Here is a 17,651-nt window from a genome sequence, read left to right as displayed (position 1 = left end):
CCCTGATGCGAGCCGTGTTCCGCGGTCGCCCGTCCCAGCCGTGGCCCGGCCGGGCGCCGGAAGCTCACGCCCATTGTCGCGCACCCCCGCACCGGGCGACGAGCTGGGGGGTGAGCTGTCCGTCACGCTTCGCGTGTGGGGTCCTCGCCGCGGTCGAGCGCCTTCCAGATCTCCTCGGGCCGCTCGGGGTCCGGTGCCCTGCGCGGCCGGCGCGGTCGCGGGGTGCCGTCGCGCTCGTACCGGCTCGACATGGCGGGCCACTGCTTGCCGTAGCGGAGGGCGAGCAGGCCCGCGAAGAGGATCAGCAGGCTGCCGAACGCCGACACGTAGGGCCAGGCCGTGTGGGAGAGCGCCTCGATGGTGGTGGCGGTGTTGCCGGCGCTGGTGGCCGCCTTCTCGTTCAGTGCGGCGCTGTCGCCCGCTCCGGCGACCGCCGCCACGGCCGCGCCCGCCCCGCAGAGGGCGAGCAGCGCGGAGACGAAGACGCGGCCCGCGCTGCGTACCGCGAAGACCGCGACGAGAGCGGCCAGACCGACGATGGCGAGGGCTGTGGGCACTCCGGTGACATCACCCCCGTCGGCCGTCAGCGGCAGGACTCCGCCGCCGACCGGGGCGTTGCCCCGGGCCCAGGTCTGCCCGGAGGCCAGCAGGACGACGGCAGCGCCGACTGCGCCGAGCAGCAGAGCGGTGGCAAGACTGCGGCGGCTGCCCGGAGAGGCTGCGGCCGGTCCTGATTCGGATCGGGGCGGGGGTACGGCACTCACGTCCCCCACTATCCCCTACGCCCCGAAGGACCGGTGAGGCGGTTGGCCGAACCGACGGCGCGCAGCACGGCCGCCGCCTTGTTGCGGCACTCGTTGTCCTCGGAGACCGGGTCGGAATCGGCGACCACCCCGGCCCCGGCCTGGACGTAGGCGGTGCCGTCGCGCAGCAGCGCCGTACGGATGGCGATGGCGGTGTCGGAGTCGCCGGCGAAGTCGAGGTAGCCGACGCAGCCGCCGTAGAGCCCGCGCCGGGTGGGCTCCAGCTCGTCGATGATCTGCAGCGCGCGGGGCTTGGGAGCACCGGAGAGGGTGCCGGCCGGGAAGCACGAGGTGAGGACGTCGAAGGCGGTGCGCCCCTCGGCGACCCGGCCGGTCACGGTGGAGACGATGTGCATGACGTGGGAGTACTTCTCGACCGACATGAAGTCGACGACCTCGACGGAGCCCGGCTCGCAGACCCGCCCGAGGTCGTTGCGGCCGAGGTCGACCAGCATCAGGTGCTCGGCGCGCTCCTTCGGGTCGGCGAGCAGTTCGTCGGCGAGCGCCTGGTCCTCGCGCGGGGTCGCGCCGCGGTGCCGGGTCCCGGCGATGGGGTGCACCATGGCGCGCCCGTCCTCGACCTTGACCAGCGCCTCGGGGCTGGAGCCGACGACATCGAAGCCGTCGAAACGGAAGAGGTACATGTACGGCGACGGGTTGGTGGCGCGCAGCACCCGGTAGACGTCCAGCGCGCTCGCCGTGCAGGCCGTTTCGAAGCGCTGGGACGGCACGACCTGGAAGGCCTCACCCGCCCTGATGCGCTCCTTGATGTCCTCGACCACGTCCTGGTAGTCCTTGCCTCCCCAGAGCGCGGTGTACTCGGGCAGCTCGGACGCGGGCAGTACGGCGGGCGCGGTCCCAGCGGGGCGCACGAGGTCGGCCTCCATGGCGTCGAGCCGGGCCACGGCGTCCGCGTACGCCTCGTCCACCCCGGTGTCGAGGTCGTTGTGGTTGATCGCGTTGGCGATCAGCATGACGGTGCCCGCCCAGTGGTCGAGCACGGCGAGGTCCGAGGTGAGCAGCATGGTCAGCTCGGGGAGTTTCAGGTCGTCGCGCTCGCCGGGTCCGACCTTCTCGAGCCGGCGCACGATGTCGTATCCGAGGTAGCCGACCATGCCGCCGGTGAAGGGCGGCAGCCCGCCCGCCAGGTCGCGCGGGGTGTGCAGCGCCTCGACGGTGGCGCGCAGCGCCTGCAGCGGGTCGCCGTCGACCGGGACGCCGACCGGCGGGGTGCCCTCCCAGTGGGTGGCGCCGTCGCGCTCGGTGAGGGTGGCGGCGGACCGTACGCCGATGAAGGAGTAGCGGGACCAGGTGCGCCCGTTCTCGGCGGACTCCAGGAGGAAGGTGCCCGGGCGCTCCGCCGCGAGCTTCCGGTAGAGGCCCACCGGGGTGTCTCCGTCGGCGAGAAGGGTGCGGCTCACGGGGATGACGCGGCGGTCGGCGGCGAGCTTGCGGAAGGTCTCCAGGTCCATGGCGGAAGTCTAGGGGCCGCGGCGGGGGCCCCGGCCGCCGTCTCAGCCCAGCAGGACGTCCGCGTCGAAGCAGGTTCGCTCGCCCGTGTGGCAGGCGGCGCCGACCTGGTCCACCTTGACCAGGAGCGTGTCGGCGTCGCAGTCGAGTGCGACCGACTTGACGTGCTGCACGTGCCCGGACGTATCGCCCTTGACCCAGTACTCCTGGCGGCTGCGCGACCAGTACGTGCAGCGGCCGGTGGTGAGGGTGCGGTGCAGGGCCTCGTCGTCCATCCAGCCGAGCATCAGTACCTCACCGGTGTCGTACTGCTGGGCGACAGCCGGCACCAGACCGTCCGCGCCTCGCTTGAGGCGTGCGGCGATCGCGGGGTCGAGACCGGTGGACTGCGGCGTGCTGGGCGTGCTGTGCATGGGGCCATTGTGCCGCGCCCGCGCGGCCCCGCGGACCCGGCCCGCCCCGGTCCACTGGGCGGAACAGTGCGCGCGGTCGTACGCTGGCGGGCATGTCGACCCATGCCAAACGCGAACGACTTCTCCTCGCCGACCTGTTGGAGGCCGCGGGTCCCGGCGCACCGACGCTCTGCGAGGGCTGGAAGACCCGCGATCTCGCCGCCCATGTGGTGGTACGCGAGCGGCGGCTCGACGCGGCGGGCGGGATCATGATCGGCGCGCTCAAGGGACGTCTCGACCGGGTGCAGGGCGAATTCACCGCGAAGCCGTACGAGGAGCTGATCCAGCTGATCCGTACGGGGCCGCCCAAGTTCTCGCCGTACTCGCTCAAGCAGGTGGACGAGGGCGCCAACGCCGTCGAGTTCTTCGTGCACGCCGAGGACGTCCGGCGGGCGCAGCCCGACTGGTCGCCCCGTGAGGTGGACCCGGTCTTCTCCGAGGCCCTGTGGCGGCGGCTGGAGAAGGGGGCCCGGCTGATGGGGCGCAAGGCGCCGGTGGGGCTCGTGCTGCGGCGGCCCGACGGACAGACCGCGGTCGCGCACCGCGGTACGCCGGTGGTGACGGTCACCGGGGAGCCGGGCGAGCTGATGATGTTCGCGTCCGGCCGGCAGGACGCGGCGAAGGTGGAGGTCGACGGGGACGCCGAGGCGTCGGCCAAGGCCATCGAGGCCAGGCTCGGGCTGTGAGCGGCCGGCCGCCCCTGAGGAGGCGGCCGGCCGACGGCAGCGGCGTTACCTGACCGGGTGCCCGGCCTGCCGCAGCTCGTCCTTGACCTGGGAGATCCGCAGGTCGCCGAAGTGGAAGACCGATGCGGCGAGCACCGCGTCGGCGCCCGCGCCGACGGCCGGGGGGAAGTGTTGCAGGGCGCCCGCGCCACCGCTCGCGATGACCGGGACGGTGACGTGTGTGCGTACCGCCGCGATCATCTCGGTGTCGTAGCCGTCCTTGGTGCCGTCGGCGTCCATGGAGTTGAGCAGGATCTCGCCCGCCCCCAGTTCGGCCGCCCGGTGCGCCCACTCGACGGCGTCGATACCGGTGCCCCGGCGGCCGCCGTGCGTGGTGACCTCGAAGGTGCCTGCGGCGGTGCGGCGCGCGTCGACCGAGAGGACGAGTACCTGGCGCCCGAAGCGCTCGGCGATCTCGCTGATGAGCTCGGGGCGGGCGATGGCCGCGGTGTTGACGCCGACCTTGTCCGCGCCCGCGCGCAGCAGCTTGTCGACGTCCTCGGTGGTGCGGACGCCGCCGCCGACGGTGAGCGGGATGAAGACCTGCTCGGCGGTGCGGCGCACCACGTCGTAGGTCGTCTCGCGGTTGCCGGACGAGGCGGTGATGTCGAGGAAGGTCAGCTCGTCGGCGCCCTCGGCGTCGTAGAGCCTGGCCATCTCGACGGGGTCGCCCGCGTCCCGGAGGTTCTGGAAGTTGACGCCCTTGACGACGCGGCCGTTGTCCACGTCCAGGCAGGGGATGACCCGTACGGCGAGTGTCATGAGTGCTTCCCCCGGTACGCCTCCACCTCGACCTCGACCACCAGGCTGGGGTCGATGAAGCCGGAGACGATGATCATGGATGCGGCGGGCCGCACCGCGTCGAACAGTTCCTTGTGGGCGCGGCCGACCTGGTCCGTGTCACGGGCGTGCGTGACGTACATCCGGGTGCGGACCACGTGCTCGGCACCCAGGCCGAGCTCCTTGAGCGCGTCGATGGCGACGCCGAAGGAGGTGATGGCCTGTTCGTACGGGCCGCCCTCGGCGATCCGTCCCCCGGCCACCGCGGTGCAGCCGGATACCAGGACGAGGCCGTTGGGCAGCTCCACCGCGCGGGAGTAGCCGATGGACTCCTCCCACGGGCCGCCGGACGCGATACGGCGTACGCCGTCGTCCGTGGCGCTTCCGCTCATGCCGCCACCGCTCCGAGTGCCTCTTCCAGGGTGAACGCCTTGGCGTACAGCGCCTTGCCGACGATCGCGCCCTCGACGCCCGAGGGTACGAGCGAGGAGATGGCCCGCAGGTCGTCGAGCGAGGAGACGCCGCCGGAGGCGACGACGGGCTTGTCGGTGGCCGCGCAGACGTTCTTCAGGAGCTCCAGGTTGGGGCCCTGGAGCGTGCCGTCCTTGGCGATGTCGGTGACCACGTAGCGGGCGCAGCCCTCGGAGTCGAGGCGGGCGAGCGTCTCGTAGAGGTCGCCGCCGTCCCGGGTCCAGCCGCGGCCCCGCAGGGTCGTACCGCGTACGTCGAGGCCGACCGCGATCTTGTCGCCGTGCTCGGCGATGATCTTCGCGACCCACTCGGGGGTCTCCAGCGCCGCGGTGCCGAGATTGACCCGGGTGCAGCCGGTGGCGAGCGCGGCGGCCAGGGAGGCGTCGTCGCGGATACCGCCGGAGAGTTCCACCTTGATGTCCATCGCCGATGTGACCTCGGAGATCAGCTTGCGGTTGTCGCCGGTGCCGAAGGCGGCGTCGAGGTCGACCAGGTGCAGCCACTCGGCGCCCGACCGCTGCCAGGCGAGCGCGGCTTCCAGCGGTGAGCCGTAGGAGGTCTCGGAGCCGGACTCGCCGTGGACGAGGCGGACCGCCTGGCCGTCCCGGACATCGACGGCGGGGAGGAGTTCGAGCTTCTTCTGCAAGGCGGACATCAGAGGGTTCCGATCCAGTTGGTCAGCAGCTGGGCGCCGGCGTCGCCGGACTTCTCGGGGTGGAACTGGGTGGCCGACAGGGGGCCGTTCTCGACGGCCGCGACGAAGCGTTCACCGTGCGTGGCCCAGGTGACGCGCGGGGCGCGGATCCTGGCGTTGGTGACTTCGAGGGACCAGTCGTGTGCCGCGTAGGAGTGCACGAAGTAGAAGCGCGCCCCCGCGTCGAGCCCGGCGAAGAGCGCGGTGTCCGCCGGGGCTTCCACGGTGTTCCACCCCATGTGCGGTACGACGTCGGCCTTGAGCGGGCCGACCGTGCCGGGCCACTCGTCGAGGCCCTCGGTCTCCACGCCGTGCTCGATGCCGCGCTCGAAGAGGATCTGCATCCCGACGCAGATGCCCATGACCGGACGGCCGCCGGCCAGCCTGCGGCCGACGATCCAGTCGCCGCGGGCCTCCTTGAGCCCCTTCATACAGGCGGAGAAGGCGCCGACGCCGGGGACAAGCAGACCGTCGGCGTTCATGGCGCGGTCGTAGTCACGGGTGATCTCGACGTCCGCGCCGGCGTGCGCGAGCGCGCGCTCGGCGGAGCGGACGTTGCCGAAGCCGTAGTCGAAGACCACGACCTTCCTGCGAGCGGTCATGTCCAGATTCCCTGAATGCGCATCACGCCCGCCGCCAGGCACATCACGGCTCCGATGGAGAGCAGCACGATGAGGCTCGCGGGCATCTTCTGCTTGGCGAAGGAGTAGACGCCGCCGGCCAGGAAGAGGCCGACGACGATGAGGATGGTGTTGAGGCCAGTCATGCTTACAGGGCGCCCTTGGTCGAAGGAAGAATGCCCGCTGCCCGCGGGTCGTGCTCGGACGCGTAACGCAGCGCGCGGGCCAGGGCCTTGAACTGGCACTCCACGATGTGGTGGGCGTTGCGCCCGTACGGCACGTGGACGTGCAGCGCGATCTGGGCCTGCGCGACGAACGACTCCAGGATGTGCCGGGTCATCGTCGTGTCGTACTCGCCGATCATCGGCGCCATGTTCTCCGGCTCGGTGTGCACCAGGTAGGGGCGGCCCGACAGGTCGACGGTGACCTGCGCGAGCGACTCGTCCAGCGGCACCGTGCAGTTGCCGAACCGGTAGATGCCCACCTTGTCGCCGAGCGCCTGCTTGAAGGCGGCGCCGATCGCCAGGGCGGTGTCCTCGATGGTGTGGTGCGAGTCGATGTGCAGGTCGCCGTCCGTCTTGACCGTGAGGTCGAAGAGGCCGTGGCGGCCCAGCTGGTCGAGCATGTGGTCGTAGAAGCCGACCCCCGTCGACACGTCGACCTTGCCGGTGCCGTCGAGATCGATCTCGACCACGACCGAGGTCTCCTTGGTGGTGCGTTCCACCCGTCCGATGCGGCCCACGCGAGTCATGCGGTGATCTCCTTGTGCAGTGTGCGTGCCGCTTCGAGGAACGCGTCGTTCTCGGCCGGAGTGCCCACGGAGACCCGCAGCCATCCGGGGACCCCGTTGTCCCTGATCAGGACACCGTGATCGAGCATCGCCCGCCAGGCAGCCGGTGCGTCCTGGAAGCGGCCGAACTGGATGAAGTTGGCATCGGACTGCGTCACGTCGTATCCGATGGAGCGCAGCTCGCCGACGAGCCTGTCGCGCTCGGCCTTCAGCTGCTCGACGTACCGCAACAGGGTATCGGTGTGCTCCAGGGCGGCGAGCGCGGTGGCCTGGGTGACGGACGACAGGTGGTACGGCAGCCGTACGAGCTGGACGGCGTCGACCACGGCCGGGTCGGCCGCGAGGTAGCCGAGCCGCAGCCCGGCGGCGCCGAACGCCTTGGACATGGTCCGGGAGAGGACCAGACGGGGCCGGCCCTCGATCAGCGGGAGCAGCGAGGGCGCGTGGCTGAACTCGCCGTACGCCTCGTCCACCACGACCATCGAGGGGCCCGCAGCCTGCGCCGCCTCGTAGAGCGCGAGGACCGTCTCGGTGTCGACCGCGGTGCCGGTGGGGTTGTTGGGCGAGGTGATGAAGACGACGTCCGGCCGGTTCTCGGCGATGGAGCGCTCGGCCGCCGCGATGTCGATGGTGAAGTCCTCGTTGCGGGGCCCGGAGATCCAGCCGGTGCCGGTGCCACGGGCGATGAGGGCGTGCATCGAGTACGAGGGCTCGAAGCCGATGGCCGTGCGGCCGGGGCCGCCGAAGGTCTGGAGCAGCTGCTGGATGACCTCGTTCGAGCCGTTCGCCGCCCAGACGTTGGCCTTGCCGACCGGGTGCCCGGCGGTCCTGGTGAGGTAGCGGGCCAGCTCGGTGCGGAGCTCGACGGCGTCCCGGTCGGGGTAGCGGTTGAGGGTGCGGGCCGCCTCCCGGACGCGCTCGGCGATCCGGTCGACCAGCGCCTCGGGCAGCGGGTACGGGTTCTCGTTGGTGTTCAGCCGTACGGGGACGTCCAGTTGGGGCGCGCCGTAGGGGGACTTGCCGCGCAGTTCGTCCCGTACGGGCAGGTCGTCGATGCCTGTCATGCGGTGGGCACCTGCCATCCGAACCTCGCCTTGAGGGCCGCGCCGTGCGCGGGCAGGTCCTCGGCCTCGGCGAGCGTCACCACGTGGTGGGTGACCTCGGCGAGCGCGTCCCGGGTGTAGTCGACGATGTGGATGCCGCGCAGGAACGACTGGACCGAGAGGCCCGAGGAGTGGCAGGCGCAGCCGCCGGTGGGCAGGACGTGGTTGGACCCGGCGCAGTAGTCGCCGAGGGAGACCGGGGCCCAGGGGCCGACGAAGACGGCTCCGGCGTTGCGGACCCGGGCGGCGACCGCGGCCGCGTCGGCGGTCTGGATCTCCAGGTGCTCGGCGCCGTACGCGTCCACGACCTTCAGACCGTCCTCGACCGAGTCGACGAGGACGATCGCGGACTGCTTGCCCTCAAGCGCGGGGACGATCCGCTCGGTGATGTGCTTGGTGGCGGCGACCTGCGGCGCCAGCTCCTTCTCCACCGCGTCGGCCAGCTCGGCCGAGTCGGTGACGAGGACGGCGGCGGCCATCGGGTCGTGCTCGGCCTGGCTGATCAGGTCGGCCGCGACGTGCGCGGGGTCGGCGGTGTCGTCGGCGAGTACGGCGATCTCGGTCGGGCCCGCCTCGGCGTCGATGCCGATCCGGCCGGTGAAGTACCGCTTGGCCGCGGCGACCCAGATGTTGCCGGGGCCTGTGACCATGTTGGCCGGCGGGCAGGACTCGGTGCCGTGGGCGAACATCGCGACGGCGGTGGCGCCGCCCGCCGCGTACACCTCGTCGATGCCGAGCAGCGCGCAGGCGGCCAGGATCGTCGGGTGCGGCAGGCCGTCGAACTCCTTCTGCGCCGGGGACGCGAGGGCGATCGACTCGACTCCGGCCTCCTGCGCGGGGACCACGTTCATGACCACGGACGAGGGGTAGACGGAGCGTCCGCCCGGCGCGTACAGCCCGACACGCTCGACCGGTACCCACTTCTCGGTCACTTTGCCGCCGGGGACAACCTGGGTGGTGTGCTCGGCGCGTCGCTGGGCGCGGTGGACCATCCTGGCGCGCCTGATCGACTCCTCAAGGGCCGCCCGGACCGCCGGGTCGAGCCCGGCCAGGGCGTCGGCGAGGGCGGCTGCGGGCACCCGCACCTGCTCCAGCCGCACACCGTCGAACTTCTCCGCGTACTCGATGAGCGCCGCGTCACCGCGATGGTGCACGTCCTCGCAGATCGGCCGCACCTTTTCCAGGGCGGCCTGTACGTCGAAGTCGGCACGGGGCAGCAGGTCGCGCAGGGCGCCGCCCTCGGGGAGGGCGTCGCCGCGCAGATCGATTCGGGAGATCATGACACCAATTCTCTCAGACCGGTTATGGCCTCCGGTCGCCCGTATCAGTGGCTGATACACAACTGGCCCCCTGTCGGTGACCGCTAGCGTTCACTTCATCACTCGTGGGCAGGGAGGGGCGGCAGTGACAGAGGCGCAGCACGACGAGCATGCGCCCGACTGGCTGACCGGCGCCGAGCTGGGCATGTGGGAGGCCTTCCGCAACGGCAGTACGTACGATCTGCGCACCCGCAACCCGGTTATGGACAATCCGCTCTCGGCCCGCACCTGGGGCCCCGAGCGCACGGTCCGTGCGCGCGTGGTGGCTCTGCTGCTGCTCAGCGGGCCGCCGGCGCTGGCGGGCCGGGTCTCCTCGCTCAAGCTGACCGGGGTGCAGATCACCGGCGCACTGGATCTCGCGGGCGGCACGGTCAAGCCGTACGTGGAGCTGACCGGCTGCCGGTTCGAGGACGAGGTACTCCTGCCGGAGTGCCGGGTCACCACGGTCCGGATGGTCGGCTGCGCGATGCCGCGTCTTGAGGCGGCCCGGCTGCACAGCGAGGGCGATCTGCATCTGCCGCGCTGCCGGGTGGCGGGCGGTATCCGGCTGACCGACGCGCAGATCGGCACGGATCTGCTGATCAACATGATCGTGGTGCACCCGGACCGCAAGGGCCGCTCCATCGCGGCCGACGGGCTGTACGTGGCGCAGGACCTGCAGGCCGAGATGATCGAGTCGCACGGCGAGGTGAGTCTGCGCTCGGCGCGGATCGGGGTCTCGCTGAGCTTCAACGGCAGCCGGCTGCTCAATCCGGACGGCCGGCGGGCGCTGAACGCGCCACAGCTCTCCGTGGAGCGCACGCTCTACCTGTCGGCGGCCGGGGTGGCACCGGACGGCGGCGGCACCACTCCCCCGTACGGCACCGGACCGACACCGCCCTATGGGACGAGACTTCAGCCTTTCGAGTGTGTCGGCGGGATACGGCTGGACGACGGGCGGTTCGGGGACGCACTCGACCTGCGGAGTGCGAAGTTCCGTATGCATCGCGACCAGGAGCTGTCGCTGCGCCGCATCCAGACCCCCGAGCTGCGGTTCCTCGGGGACCGCCCCGAGCAGGGCCGGGTGGTGCTCTCGGGTGCCAAGGTGGTCAATCTGGTCGACATGTCGGCCAGCTGGCCGGGCCCCGGCGGTCTGGCGATGGGGGGCTTCAGTTACGAGAACCTCATCCCGGTCGGCAGCTTCCCGCTGGAGCAGCGGCTGGAGTGGGTGACGGCGGCGACTCCGGAGTACGCGCCGGAGCCGTACGAACGGCTGGCGTCGGTGCTGCGCAACAGCGGTGAGGACGCGGACGCCCGCGAGGTGCTGCTGGCGAAGCAGCGCAGACGCCGCGAGACGCTGCCGCTGGCGGCCAAGGTGTGGGGGTACCTCCAGGACTGGACGGTGGCGTACGGCTACCGGCCGGGCCGGGCCGCGCTCTGGATGGCGGTGCTGTGGGCGGCGGGCACGGTCGCGTTCTCGCGCTACCGACCGGAGCCGATGAGCCGGGACGGGCATCCGCAGTGGAACGCGGCGCTCTACGCGCTGGACCTGCTGATCCCGGTGGTCAACCTCGGCCAGGACGGCTACTGGAAGCTGTGCGGCGGCTGGCAGTGGGCGGCCGCCGCGCTGATCGTGCTCGGCTGGATCCTGGCCACGACGGTCGCGACGGGCGCCACGCGTCTGCTGCGCCGGAGCTGACGGGCCGGGCGCGGTGGCGGTGCGTGCCGTCCGGGGCGGTGGAGCCCACGGCGGACAGCTCCGCGTCCGGGAAGTCCCGCGGACACGTCCCCAACGTCCGGGCAGTCCCGCGGACACGTCCCCGCGTCCGGGAAGTCCGGTCCGCCCCCTTACCTCTTTACCGCTCCACCTCTTTACCGCTCCTTGACCACCCCGCGTACAACCATCACCCCGATACGAAAGCTTCACGTCCTGCCCCTGGCGCCCTCCTCACCTGCGGTTTTCAATGGTCCGCACCATGTCCCTCATTACGTCTCTGCCCTCCCTCCGCACCATGCCCCTGCGTTCGCTGCGCTCCCTGGCCGGGACGGGGCGCCGCTCGCCGCTCCGGCCCGCCGCCGGGGCGGCCGACCACCGCGACGACGAGGTGCTGCTCGACGTCCCCGACGCCCGGCTGGCGCCGGTGCTCGTGGCGGCGGCCGAGGGGGACCACGGGCCGGCGGCCGGACTGCTGGCCGCCACCCGCGCCACGTCCGGGTGGGAGGACCGCGACCGCTACCTCACCCGGCTCGCCGCCTTCGCGTTGAGCAGAGACGAGTGGCTCTCCGGCTGGCTCGCGGCCTCGCCGCACGATCCGGACGCGCTGCTCCTCGCGGCCGGCCTCGCGGTTCTCAGGGCCTGGGACTCCCCCGCCCGGGCCGAACTGCTGCGGGAGATCCGCCCGCTGGTCGACGCGGCGGCCGACGGCGATCCCCGGGACCCGGTGCCGTGGCGCATCGCCCTGGACCACGCCCGCGGTGTGCACGCCACGCACACCGGCTTCGAATCCCTCTGGGAGCAGGCGCTGCGCCGCTCCCCGTGGCACTACGGCTGCCATGTGGCCGCCCTGCGCTACCTGTCGGCGCAGTGGCACGGCTCGCACCCCGAGTGCTTCGACTTCGCGGAGCAGGCCGCCGACGACGCACCGCCCGGATCGCTGGTGCGGGCACTGCCGGTACGGGCTGCGTTCGCGTACCTCGCCGGCGGCGGGCAGCCGGCCGCCGTCCGGGAGCGGATCGACGGGGCCGCAGACCGCGCCATCGCGCTGTCCGCCGGGTACGGGCCGGGCGACGCGCTGCTCGCGGAGATCCGGAATCTGCTGGTGTACGTGCTGGTCAGCCGGGAGAGGTGGGCCGACGCGGTGGAGCAGTTCCGGCTGATCGGCCCGGACGTGACCTCGTTCCCGTGGGCCCGGCTGAGTGACGATCCACTGGGCCGGTTCCTCGAACTGCGCGGCGCGGCACGCCTGCTGGCCGCCCCGGGGGGCGCGCGGCGGGACGGGACGGGGCGCGCCCGCGGCCGCGGCCATTACGCTTGACCGCTGTGACCACCGCGCGCCTCCCTCTGTTCCCGCTGAACACGGTGCTGTTCCCGGGCCTCGTGCTGCCTCTGAACATCTTCGAGGAGCGTTATCGCGCCATGATGCGCGACCTGCTCAAGGTGGACGACGAGGCCGAGCCACGGCGCTTCGCCGTCGTCGCCATCCGCGACGGTTCCGAGGTGGCGCCCACGCTGCCCGGACTGCCCGGCCGCGCCGCGCTGCCCGAGCCGGGCCCGGCCGCCGGTTTCGGCGACGACCCGGCCACCGCCCTGCACCACATCGGCTGCATCGCCGACGCGGCGACGATCCGTGAGCGCGACGACGGCAGCTTCGAGGTGCTCGCAACCGGCACCGCGCGGGTGCGGATCCACTCGCTGGACGCGAGCGGCCCGTATCTGACCGCCGAGGTCGAGGAACTGCCCGAGGAAGCCGGGGACGACGCGGGCGCACTCGCGGAGGGTGTGCTGCGCGCCTTCCGCGCCTATCAGAAGCGGCTGGCCGGTGCGCGCGAACGCTCGCTCACCACGGGGGCCGAGCTTCCCGACGAGCCCTCGGTGGTCTCGTACCTGGTCGCGGCTGCCGCCGTGCTCGATGTGCCCGCCAAGCAGAAGCTGCTCGAAGCGCCGGACATCGCGACCCGGCTGCGCGAGGAGCTGAAGCTGCTGCGGTCGGAGACCGCGGTGATCCGGCATCTGCCGTCGCTGCCCGCCACGGACCTGACCCGGGCCCCGACCCACCTCAACTGACCCGAGGAGCGCGCACGTGGCGAAGAAGGCGAAGAAGAAGCAGTCGGGCGGCACGCCCGCCACGGCGGCGCTGACCGCGGCAGGCACGGCGTACACGCTGCACACCTACGAGCACGACCCGGCCGCCGCCTCCTACGGCGGGGAGGCGGCCGAGGCGCTCGGGGTCGCCCCCGACCGGGTCTTCAAGACGCTGGTGGCCGATGTGGACGGCGAACTGACCGTGGCCGTCGTTCCGGTCGCAGGCAGCCTGGACCTCAAGGCCCTGGCCGCCGCGGTGGGCGGCAAGCGCGCCACGATGGCGGACCCGGCCGTGGCGGAACGCACCACGGGGTATGTCCTGGGCGGCATCTCCCCCCTGGGCCAGCGCAAGCGCCTCCGTACGGTGCTGGACGCGTCGGCGTCGGCGCACGGGACCATCTGCGTGTCGGCGGGGCGCAGGGGGCTGGAGGTGGAGCTGTCCCCGGCGGACCTGGCCGGGCTCACCGGGGCGTTGCTGGCCGCGGTGGGGCGGGCCGCCCAGGGATCCCGGCTGGATCCGGACCCGGCCTGATCCGGGCGGGCGGCGCTAGTGCCGCGGCAGCCCTAGCGCCGTTCGCCCGGCTCCGGAGCGGGGTCCTCGTACGACGGCGGAGGCAGCGTGACGGGCGAGGACGGCGGAGTCCACTCCGGCTCCGGGTCGCGCGGTCCGAACACGGCGGTCACCCCCAGGTGAATGATCATCGCCGCCACCGGCCACGCGAGCAGCGCGCCCTTCGCGGCCAGCTTCAGCGGTGCGTCGAAGGTGACGCCGTTACCCGCGTGCTTCGCGGCCGCGACCACGTCCTGCGACGGGCCGAGCCAGATCCCGACACGCCAGGCGAGCAGCGAACCGAGCAGGCCGCCGACGGCGAGTGCGAGGACCAGCGGCACCCCGCCGCGCCTGCGGAAGAGGAAGACGGCGGCCGCGCTCACCACGCCGAACGCCAGCCCGAGCAGCGCGAACGTGCCATCCCCGCCGATCGCCTGCTCGCCCTCCGAGTTCTTGAGGTAGACGGCCTTGCCGTCGGAGATCAGCGGAACGCGCGGCGCGAGCCACATCCACAGCAGGCCGAGCAGGACCCCCAGGACCGTCAGTACGACGGCTACGACCGCGGCCTGCACCAGCTCGGTACGGAGCCCGGGGCCGTCGTCGGCTGCCTGCTCCGGACCCGGCCAGGGGGTGGCTCCCGAAGGACCCTTCTGCCACGGGTCGTCGTTCGGCGGCTGGTGCGGAGGTGTCAGTGGCGCGGTCACTCTGCCATCGTGCCAGGCGGCCCTGTGTGCCGCCTCACCGGACCGCCGCCCGCCGGTAGGCCCAGGTCGCCACGGCCAGCGAGACGACTCCGACCGCCGCGCAGACAGCGAGGTCGGCGCCGACCGCAGACCAGTCCGGGTGGTCGCCGAAGGTACGGGCCAGCGCCTCGACCCCGTAGGTGGACGGCAGCAGGTCGCGGGCGTACGCGATCGGCTCGGGCAGCCGGCCGGCCGGGAGCACGCCCAGCAGCAGCGCGGCGGACATCCCGAGTTGCCCGAGCAGGGTGGCGAGTTCCTGGCGCGGCGCGAGCAGCCCGAGGGCGGCGCCGAGCCCGGCGAGCGCCGCTCCCGCGAGCGGGACGACAGCGGCGAGCACCCACAGATGTGCCAGCGGCAGCTGGAAGAGCACGGAACCGACGACGGCGGTGACGACCGTGCCGGGCACCGTGAAGGAGGCGTACGCCCCGGCCGTCCCGAGCACCACGGAGGCGGGAGGCACCGGCAGGGTGGCGTAGTGGTCGAGTCCACCGCTGGCGCGCAGCTGCCCGAAGTACTGCGCGAGCAGATTGAGCGCGACGAACGCCACGACCAGAACGGCCGAGCCCGCCACCACGGCGCGGGCCTCGTCGCCGCCGTCGACAACCCCGCGCATCAGGATCATGATCCCGACGGACTGGAACGTCGCCACGAAGAGCAGCGGGATGCGTGCCACCCGGGCCCGCGACAGCTGGGCCCGGTAGACAGCGGCGAGCGCGGGCAGCAGCCGGGCGCGCGGCGCGAGCGGCTCGGCCTCGGTGACCGCGCCGTCGTCGGCGGCACCGGACGGGCCGTCCTGGGCGCCGGAGCCGTCCGAGGTGCGGGACTCGCCGCGCGGCGGGATCTCCGGGTACGGCTGCGACTGCGCGGAGACCACTGCGGTCACGCCTTCACCAGCCCCTTGGTACGGCCGCCCAGCGCCATGTACACGTCCTCCAGGCTCGGTGTGGACAGCGTGAAGTCGTCGAGTGCGGCGAAGGCGGGCCCGCCGGTCACCGTGGCGACGGCTGCCCGTGCCTCGTCGGGTGCCAGCCGCAGCAGCCAGCGGCGCCCGGACTCCTGCGCGGACTCGCGCAGCGCGGCGACCTCCGGGATGTCGAGCGGCGCCCGCTCCCGCCAGACCAGCTCGACCCGGACCTCGCCCGCGACCTGGGCCTTCAGCCCGGCCGGGGTGTCGCAGGCGATCACCCGGCCGCGTTCGATGACGGCGACCCGGTCCAGTACGGTCTCGGCCTCGATGACGTTGTGGGTGACCAGCAGGACGGTCGCGCCGCGCTCGGCCCGCCGCCGGTCGACCGCGGCCCACACGGCGCGCCGCGCGACGGGGTCCATCCCGGTGGTGGGCTCGTCCAGGACGAGCAGCGAGCGCTCACCGACGAGCGTCGCGGCGAAACAGGCGAGCCGCCGCTGGCCGCCTGAGAGCTTCCTGAGCGGCCGCCCGGCGAGCTCGGTGATCCCCAGCTCCTCCAGCACGGCGTCCCGCTCCCGGCGGGCGTCCGGCACGGAGAGCCCGCGCAGCCGGCCGGTGGTCTCCGCCGCGAGGGCGACGGTCAGTTCGTCGAGTGCGGTGGACTCCTGGCCCAGATAGCCGAGCAGCCGCGCGGCGCGTTCGGGATGGCGTACGAGATCGTGGCCGAGCACCTCGACCCGGCCGGAGTCGGGCCGCATCAGCCCGGTGAGCTGGCGTACGAGGGTGGACTTGCCGGCGCCGTTGGGTCCGAGCAGTCCGAAGATCTCGCCGCGGCGCACGGTCAGGGAGATCCCGTCGGTGGCCCGCACCTCGGGCGTGGCGGGAGTCCCCCGTCTGCCGCGCGCGGCCGGGTACGTCTTCACCAGCTCGCGCACCACGCACACATTGCCCGTACTCACGAGGGACGAGCCTACGGGGTTGGGCGGCCCGGAAGGGCGCCGGGGCCGGTTGCGCCCGCTTCCGGCAGGGGCCGTCGGCGCGCCTCAGCGCCCGGTCTGCTCCCCCGCGGGCGCGGGCTCAGCGGCCCGTACGTCGATCTCCCGCCAGAACCCGGCCCTGATCGCGTACCGGTCGTGCTCGTCGATCTGGTCGTCCTTGTGGGCGAGCAGCCCGAACCGGGCCGCGTACCGCAGCAGCTCACCGTCGATCCGGTGCGGGATCCGCGGGTACATCCCGGACAGCTTCTGCACATGCCCGGGGTCCGGCAGCCGCTCCATCCACCGCCTGGCGAAGACCTGCCCCACCTCGAAGGGGTCGCCGCCGACCGTGGTGATGTCCTCCTCGCGGTCCGCCCACCGCTGCTCCGCGGTGGTGACCTGGGCGAGCGTCGGCAGCGAAGCGGTCTCCGCGGGTTCACCGGTCTGGCCGCCGGGGCGCTCGATCCAGCCGCGCTCGGACGACCAGCGCAGCGTCGCGTTCGCCGGCTGCTGGGCGGGCTGCGCTCCGGGGCCGCGCAGGCCCGCGAGGTCCTTGGGCGTGGGGACGCCCCCTCTGGCCGCAGCCGCCGCGTGTGCCCGCTCCTCATCGGTCGGCTGCTCGGTGGCGGGGCCCGATGCCGTGACGTTGTGCACGGCCGCGGCCTGTGCGGCCCGCTCGGCCGACGCGGCGAGCGCCGACTCCGGGAGCGGGGCGGAGAGGATCGCGGCGATCTCCGGGCGGGACGCCGACGCCGGTGCGCAGACCCCGCCGGTCTCCTTGGCCCGTACGGCCTTGGTGATCCAGGCCCGGTCCAGCACCCGGCGTTCGTCGGCCTCGGCGACCAGGTCCTCGGACTGGTTGTAGTCCCCGTCGCCCGCCTGCACCGCCCACAGGTGCACGGCCACGCCGTGCTCCTTCGCGGACATCAGGCCGGGCAGCAGATCTCCGTCGCCGGTGACCAGCACGATGTCCGAACAGGCGCGATTTCTGGCCAGTTCGGTGAGCTCGGCGTGCATCGCGGCGTCGACGCCCTTCTGCGCCCAGCGGCCGTCGCTCCTGGTCAGTGCGCCCAGCCGGACGGTCACCCGGGGCATCACCCGCAGCCTGCGGTGTTCGGGCTGTGGCACCCGGTCGGGGGCGCCGTCGAACCAGTAGATCCGCAGCAGCGGTTGCTCCGTGTCGCCCTCGGCGCGCTCGCGCAGGCCCTGGATGAGCGCCGCGTGGTCGACAGTGATGCGGGAGCGGGCAGGTTCTCCTGCGAGGAGACTCGCAGCGGCTCCCAGCAGGTATCCGGCGTCCACCAGGACGACGCAGCGGTCCACGCGATCCACCCTCTTTCGGGTACCTCGGGAGAAGGGGAAGTACTTCGGGTTTCCTTCGAGTCTGCCCGACCGCGCGGGGGTTAACGGCCGGAACTCGATCATCGGCGTGGCGCAGCGCGAAGTTGGTCCGAAGTGGCGCGGGA

20 protein-coding genes are annotated in these 17,651 nt (G+C 72.7%); 5 read left to right on the top strand and 15 right to left on the bottom strand.

What is annotated here, in order from left to right; translation table 11 throughout:
- Window positions 1–122: 122 nt before the first annotated feature.
- From OG210_RS24725 to hisI, 3 genes are read right to left on the bottom strand one after another with little or no spacing between them, the layout of a single operon-like run.
- Complete coding sequence (locus tag OG210_RS24725) at window positions 123–773, bottom strand: TIGR02234 family membrane protein (RefSeq protein WP_328325564.1); 651 nt, start codon at window positions 771–773, stop codon at window positions 123–125.
- Entirely contained in the window at window positions 773–2,275 is a 1,503-nt protein-coding gene (locus OG210_RS24720; RefSeq protein WP_328325565.1) for an anthranilate synthase component I, read from the bottom strand. The genes OG210_RS24725 and OG210_RS24720 overlap by 1 nt, the downstream gene beginning before the upstream one ends.
- A gap of 42 nt (window positions 2,276–2,317) precedes the next feature.
- Window positions 2,318–2,686 carry a phosphoribosyl-AMP cyclohydrolase gene (gene hisI / locus OG210_RS24715; protein ID WP_328325566.1) on the bottom strand — a complete coding sequence of 123 codons (369 nt, stop codon included), beginning with the start codon at window positions 2,684–2,686 and terminating at the stop codon, window positions 2,318–2,320.
- A 92-nt stretch (window positions 2,687–2,778) separates the two neighbouring features.
- Between hisI and OG210_RS24710 the strand changes: the two genes are divergently transcribed.
- Window positions 2,779–3,411, top strand: a complete 633-nt coding sequence (locus OG210_RS24710) for a TIGR03085 family metal-binding protein (RefSeq protein WP_328325567.1) — start codon at window positions 2,779–2,781, stop codon at window positions 3,409–3,411.
- Between the two features lie 45 nt (window positions 3,412–3,456).
- On the opposite strand, the gene hisF is transcribed toward OG210_RS24710, so the two are convergent.
- Genes hisF through hisD form a run of 8 tightly spaced genes read right to left on the bottom strand, consistent with a single transcriptional unit; the run spans window position 3,457 to window position 9,188 of the window.
- Window positions 3,457–4,212, bottom strand: coding sequence for an imidazole glycerol phosphate synthase subunit HisF (gene hisF / locus OG210_RS24705; protein ID WP_328325568.1), 756 nt, complete (start codon window positions 4,210–4,212; stop codon window positions 3,457–3,459).
- On the bottom strand, window positions 4,209–4,622 hold the full coding sequence (locus tag OG210_RS24700; RefSeq protein WP_328325569.1) for a RidA family protein: 414 nt from the start codon (window positions 4,620–4,622) through the stop codon (window positions 4,209–4,211). Before OG210_RS24700 ends, hisF begins: the two co-directional genes overlap by 4 nt.
- Window positions 4,619–5,356, bottom strand: coding sequence for a bifunctional 1-(5-phosphoribosyl)-5-((5-phosphoribosylamino)methylideneamino)imidazole-4-carboxamide isomerase/phosphoribosylanthranilate isomerase PriA (priA, locus tag OG210_RS24695; RefSeq protein ID WP_328325570.1), 738 nt, complete (start codon window positions 5,354–5,356; stop codon window positions 4,619–4,621). The genes OG210_RS24700 and priA overlap by 4 nt, the downstream gene beginning before the upstream one ends.
- Window positions 5,356–5,997 carry an imidazole glycerol phosphate synthase subunit HisH gene (gene hisH / locus OG210_RS24690; protein ID WP_371538707.1) on the bottom strand — a complete coding sequence of 214 codons (642 nt, stop codon included), beginning with the start codon at window positions 5,995–5,997 and terminating at the stop codon, window positions 5,356–5,358. Before hisH ends, priA begins: the two co-directional genes overlap by 1 nt.
- Window positions 5,994–6,161 (bottom strand): hypothetical protein, encoded by a 168-nt coding sequence (locus OG210_RS24685; protein ID WP_203599910.1) that lies wholly within the window; start codon window positions 6,159–6,161, stop codon window positions 5,994–5,996. Before OG210_RS24685 ends, hisH begins: the two co-directional genes overlap by 4 nt.
- Window positions 6,162–6,163: 2 nt before the next feature.
- On the bottom strand, window positions 6,164–6,757 hold the full coding sequence (gene hisB / locus OG210_RS24680) for an imidazoleglycerol-phosphate dehydratase HisB (RefSeq protein WP_164265436.1): 594 nt from the start codon (window positions 6,755–6,757) through the stop codon (window positions 6,164–6,166).
- Between the two features lie 5 nt (window positions 6,758–6,762).
- Window positions 6,763–7,869: a histidinol-phosphate transaminase gene (locus tag OG210_RS24675; protein WP_328325572.1), complete on the bottom strand. Its 1,107-nt coding sequence runs from the start codon at window positions 7,867–7,869 to the stop codon at window positions 6,763–6,765.
- On the bottom strand, window positions 7,866–9,188 hold the full coding sequence (hisD, locus tag OG210_RS24670) for a histidinol dehydrogenase (RefSeq protein ID WP_328325574.1): 1,323 nt from the start codon (window positions 9,186–9,188) through the stop codon (window positions 7,866–7,868). The genes OG210_RS24675 and hisD overlap by 4 nt, the downstream gene beginning before the upstream one ends.
- A 124-nt stretch (window positions 9,189–9,312) precedes the next feature.
- On the opposite strand from hisD, the gene OG210_RS24665 reads away from it, so the two are divergent.
- From OG210_RS24665 to ybaK, 4 genes are all read left to right on the top strand, one after another.
- On the top strand, window positions 9,313–10,905 hold the full coding sequence (locus OG210_RS24665; RefSeq protein WP_328325575.1) for an oxidoreductase: 1,593 nt from the start codon (window positions 9,313–9,315) through the stop codon (window positions 10,903–10,905).
- A 277-nt stretch (window positions 10,906–11,182) separates the two neighbouring features.
- On the top strand, window positions 11,183–12,241 hold the full coding sequence (locus OG210_RS24660) for a hypothetical protein (RefSeq protein ID WP_371538702.1): 1,059 nt from the start codon (window positions 11,183–11,185) through the stop codon (window positions 12,239–12,241).
- Between the two features lie 5 nt (window positions 12,242–12,246).
- Window positions 12,247–12,990, top strand: a complete 744-nt coding sequence (locus OG210_RS24655) for an LON peptidase substrate-binding domain-containing protein (RefSeq protein WP_328325577.1) — start codon at window positions 12,247–12,249, stop codon at window positions 12,988–12,990.
- A gap of 16 nt (window positions 12,991–13,006) precedes the next feature.
- Window positions 13,007–13,540 carry a Cys-tRNA(Pro) deacylase gene (gene ybaK, locus OG210_RS24650; RefSeq protein WP_328325578.1) on the top strand — a complete coding sequence of 178 codons (534 nt, stop codon included), beginning with the start codon at window positions 13,007–13,009 and terminating at the stop codon, window positions 13,538–13,540.
- Between the two features lie 32 nt (window positions 13,541–13,572).
- On the opposite strand, the gene OG210_RS24645 is transcribed toward ybaK, so the two are convergent.
- From OG210_RS24645 to OG210_RS24630, 4 genes are all read right to left on the bottom strand, one after another.
- Entirely contained in the window at window positions 13,573–14,262 is a 690-nt protein-coding gene (locus OG210_RS24645; protein ID WP_328325579.1) for a hypothetical protein, read from the bottom strand.
- A 34-nt stretch (window positions 14,263–14,296) separates the two neighbouring features.
- A complete protein-coding gene (locus tag OG210_RS24640) occupies window positions 14,297–15,142 on the bottom strand; it encodes an ABC transporter permease (RefSeq protein ID WP_371540471.1) in 846 nt (281 codons plus the stop codon).
- Between the two features lie 38 nt (window positions 15,143–15,180).
- Window positions 15,181–16,152 (bottom strand): ABC transporter ATP-binding protein, encoded by a 972-nt coding sequence (locus OG210_RS24635; RefSeq protein ID WP_328335378.1) that lies wholly within the window; start codon window positions 16,150–16,152, stop codon window positions 15,181–15,183.
- 99 nt (window positions 16,153–16,251) lie between these two features.
- Window positions 16,252–17,517 carry an NYN domain-containing protein gene (locus OG210_RS24630; RefSeq protein ID WP_328325580.1) on the bottom strand — a complete coding sequence of 422 codons (1,266 nt, stop codon included), beginning with the start codon at window positions 17,515–17,517 and terminating at the stop codon, window positions 16,252–16,254.
- Window positions 17,518–17,651: the final 134 nt, after the last annotated feature.

Source organism: Streptomyces sp. NBC_00466, from assembly GCF_041433995.1.
GTDB lineage: Bacteria > Actinomycetota > Actinomycetes > Streptomycetales > Streptomycetaceae > Streptomyces.
Note: the sequence above shows the minus strand (reverse complement) of the source record. Positions and strands in the feature narration are given on the sequence as shown.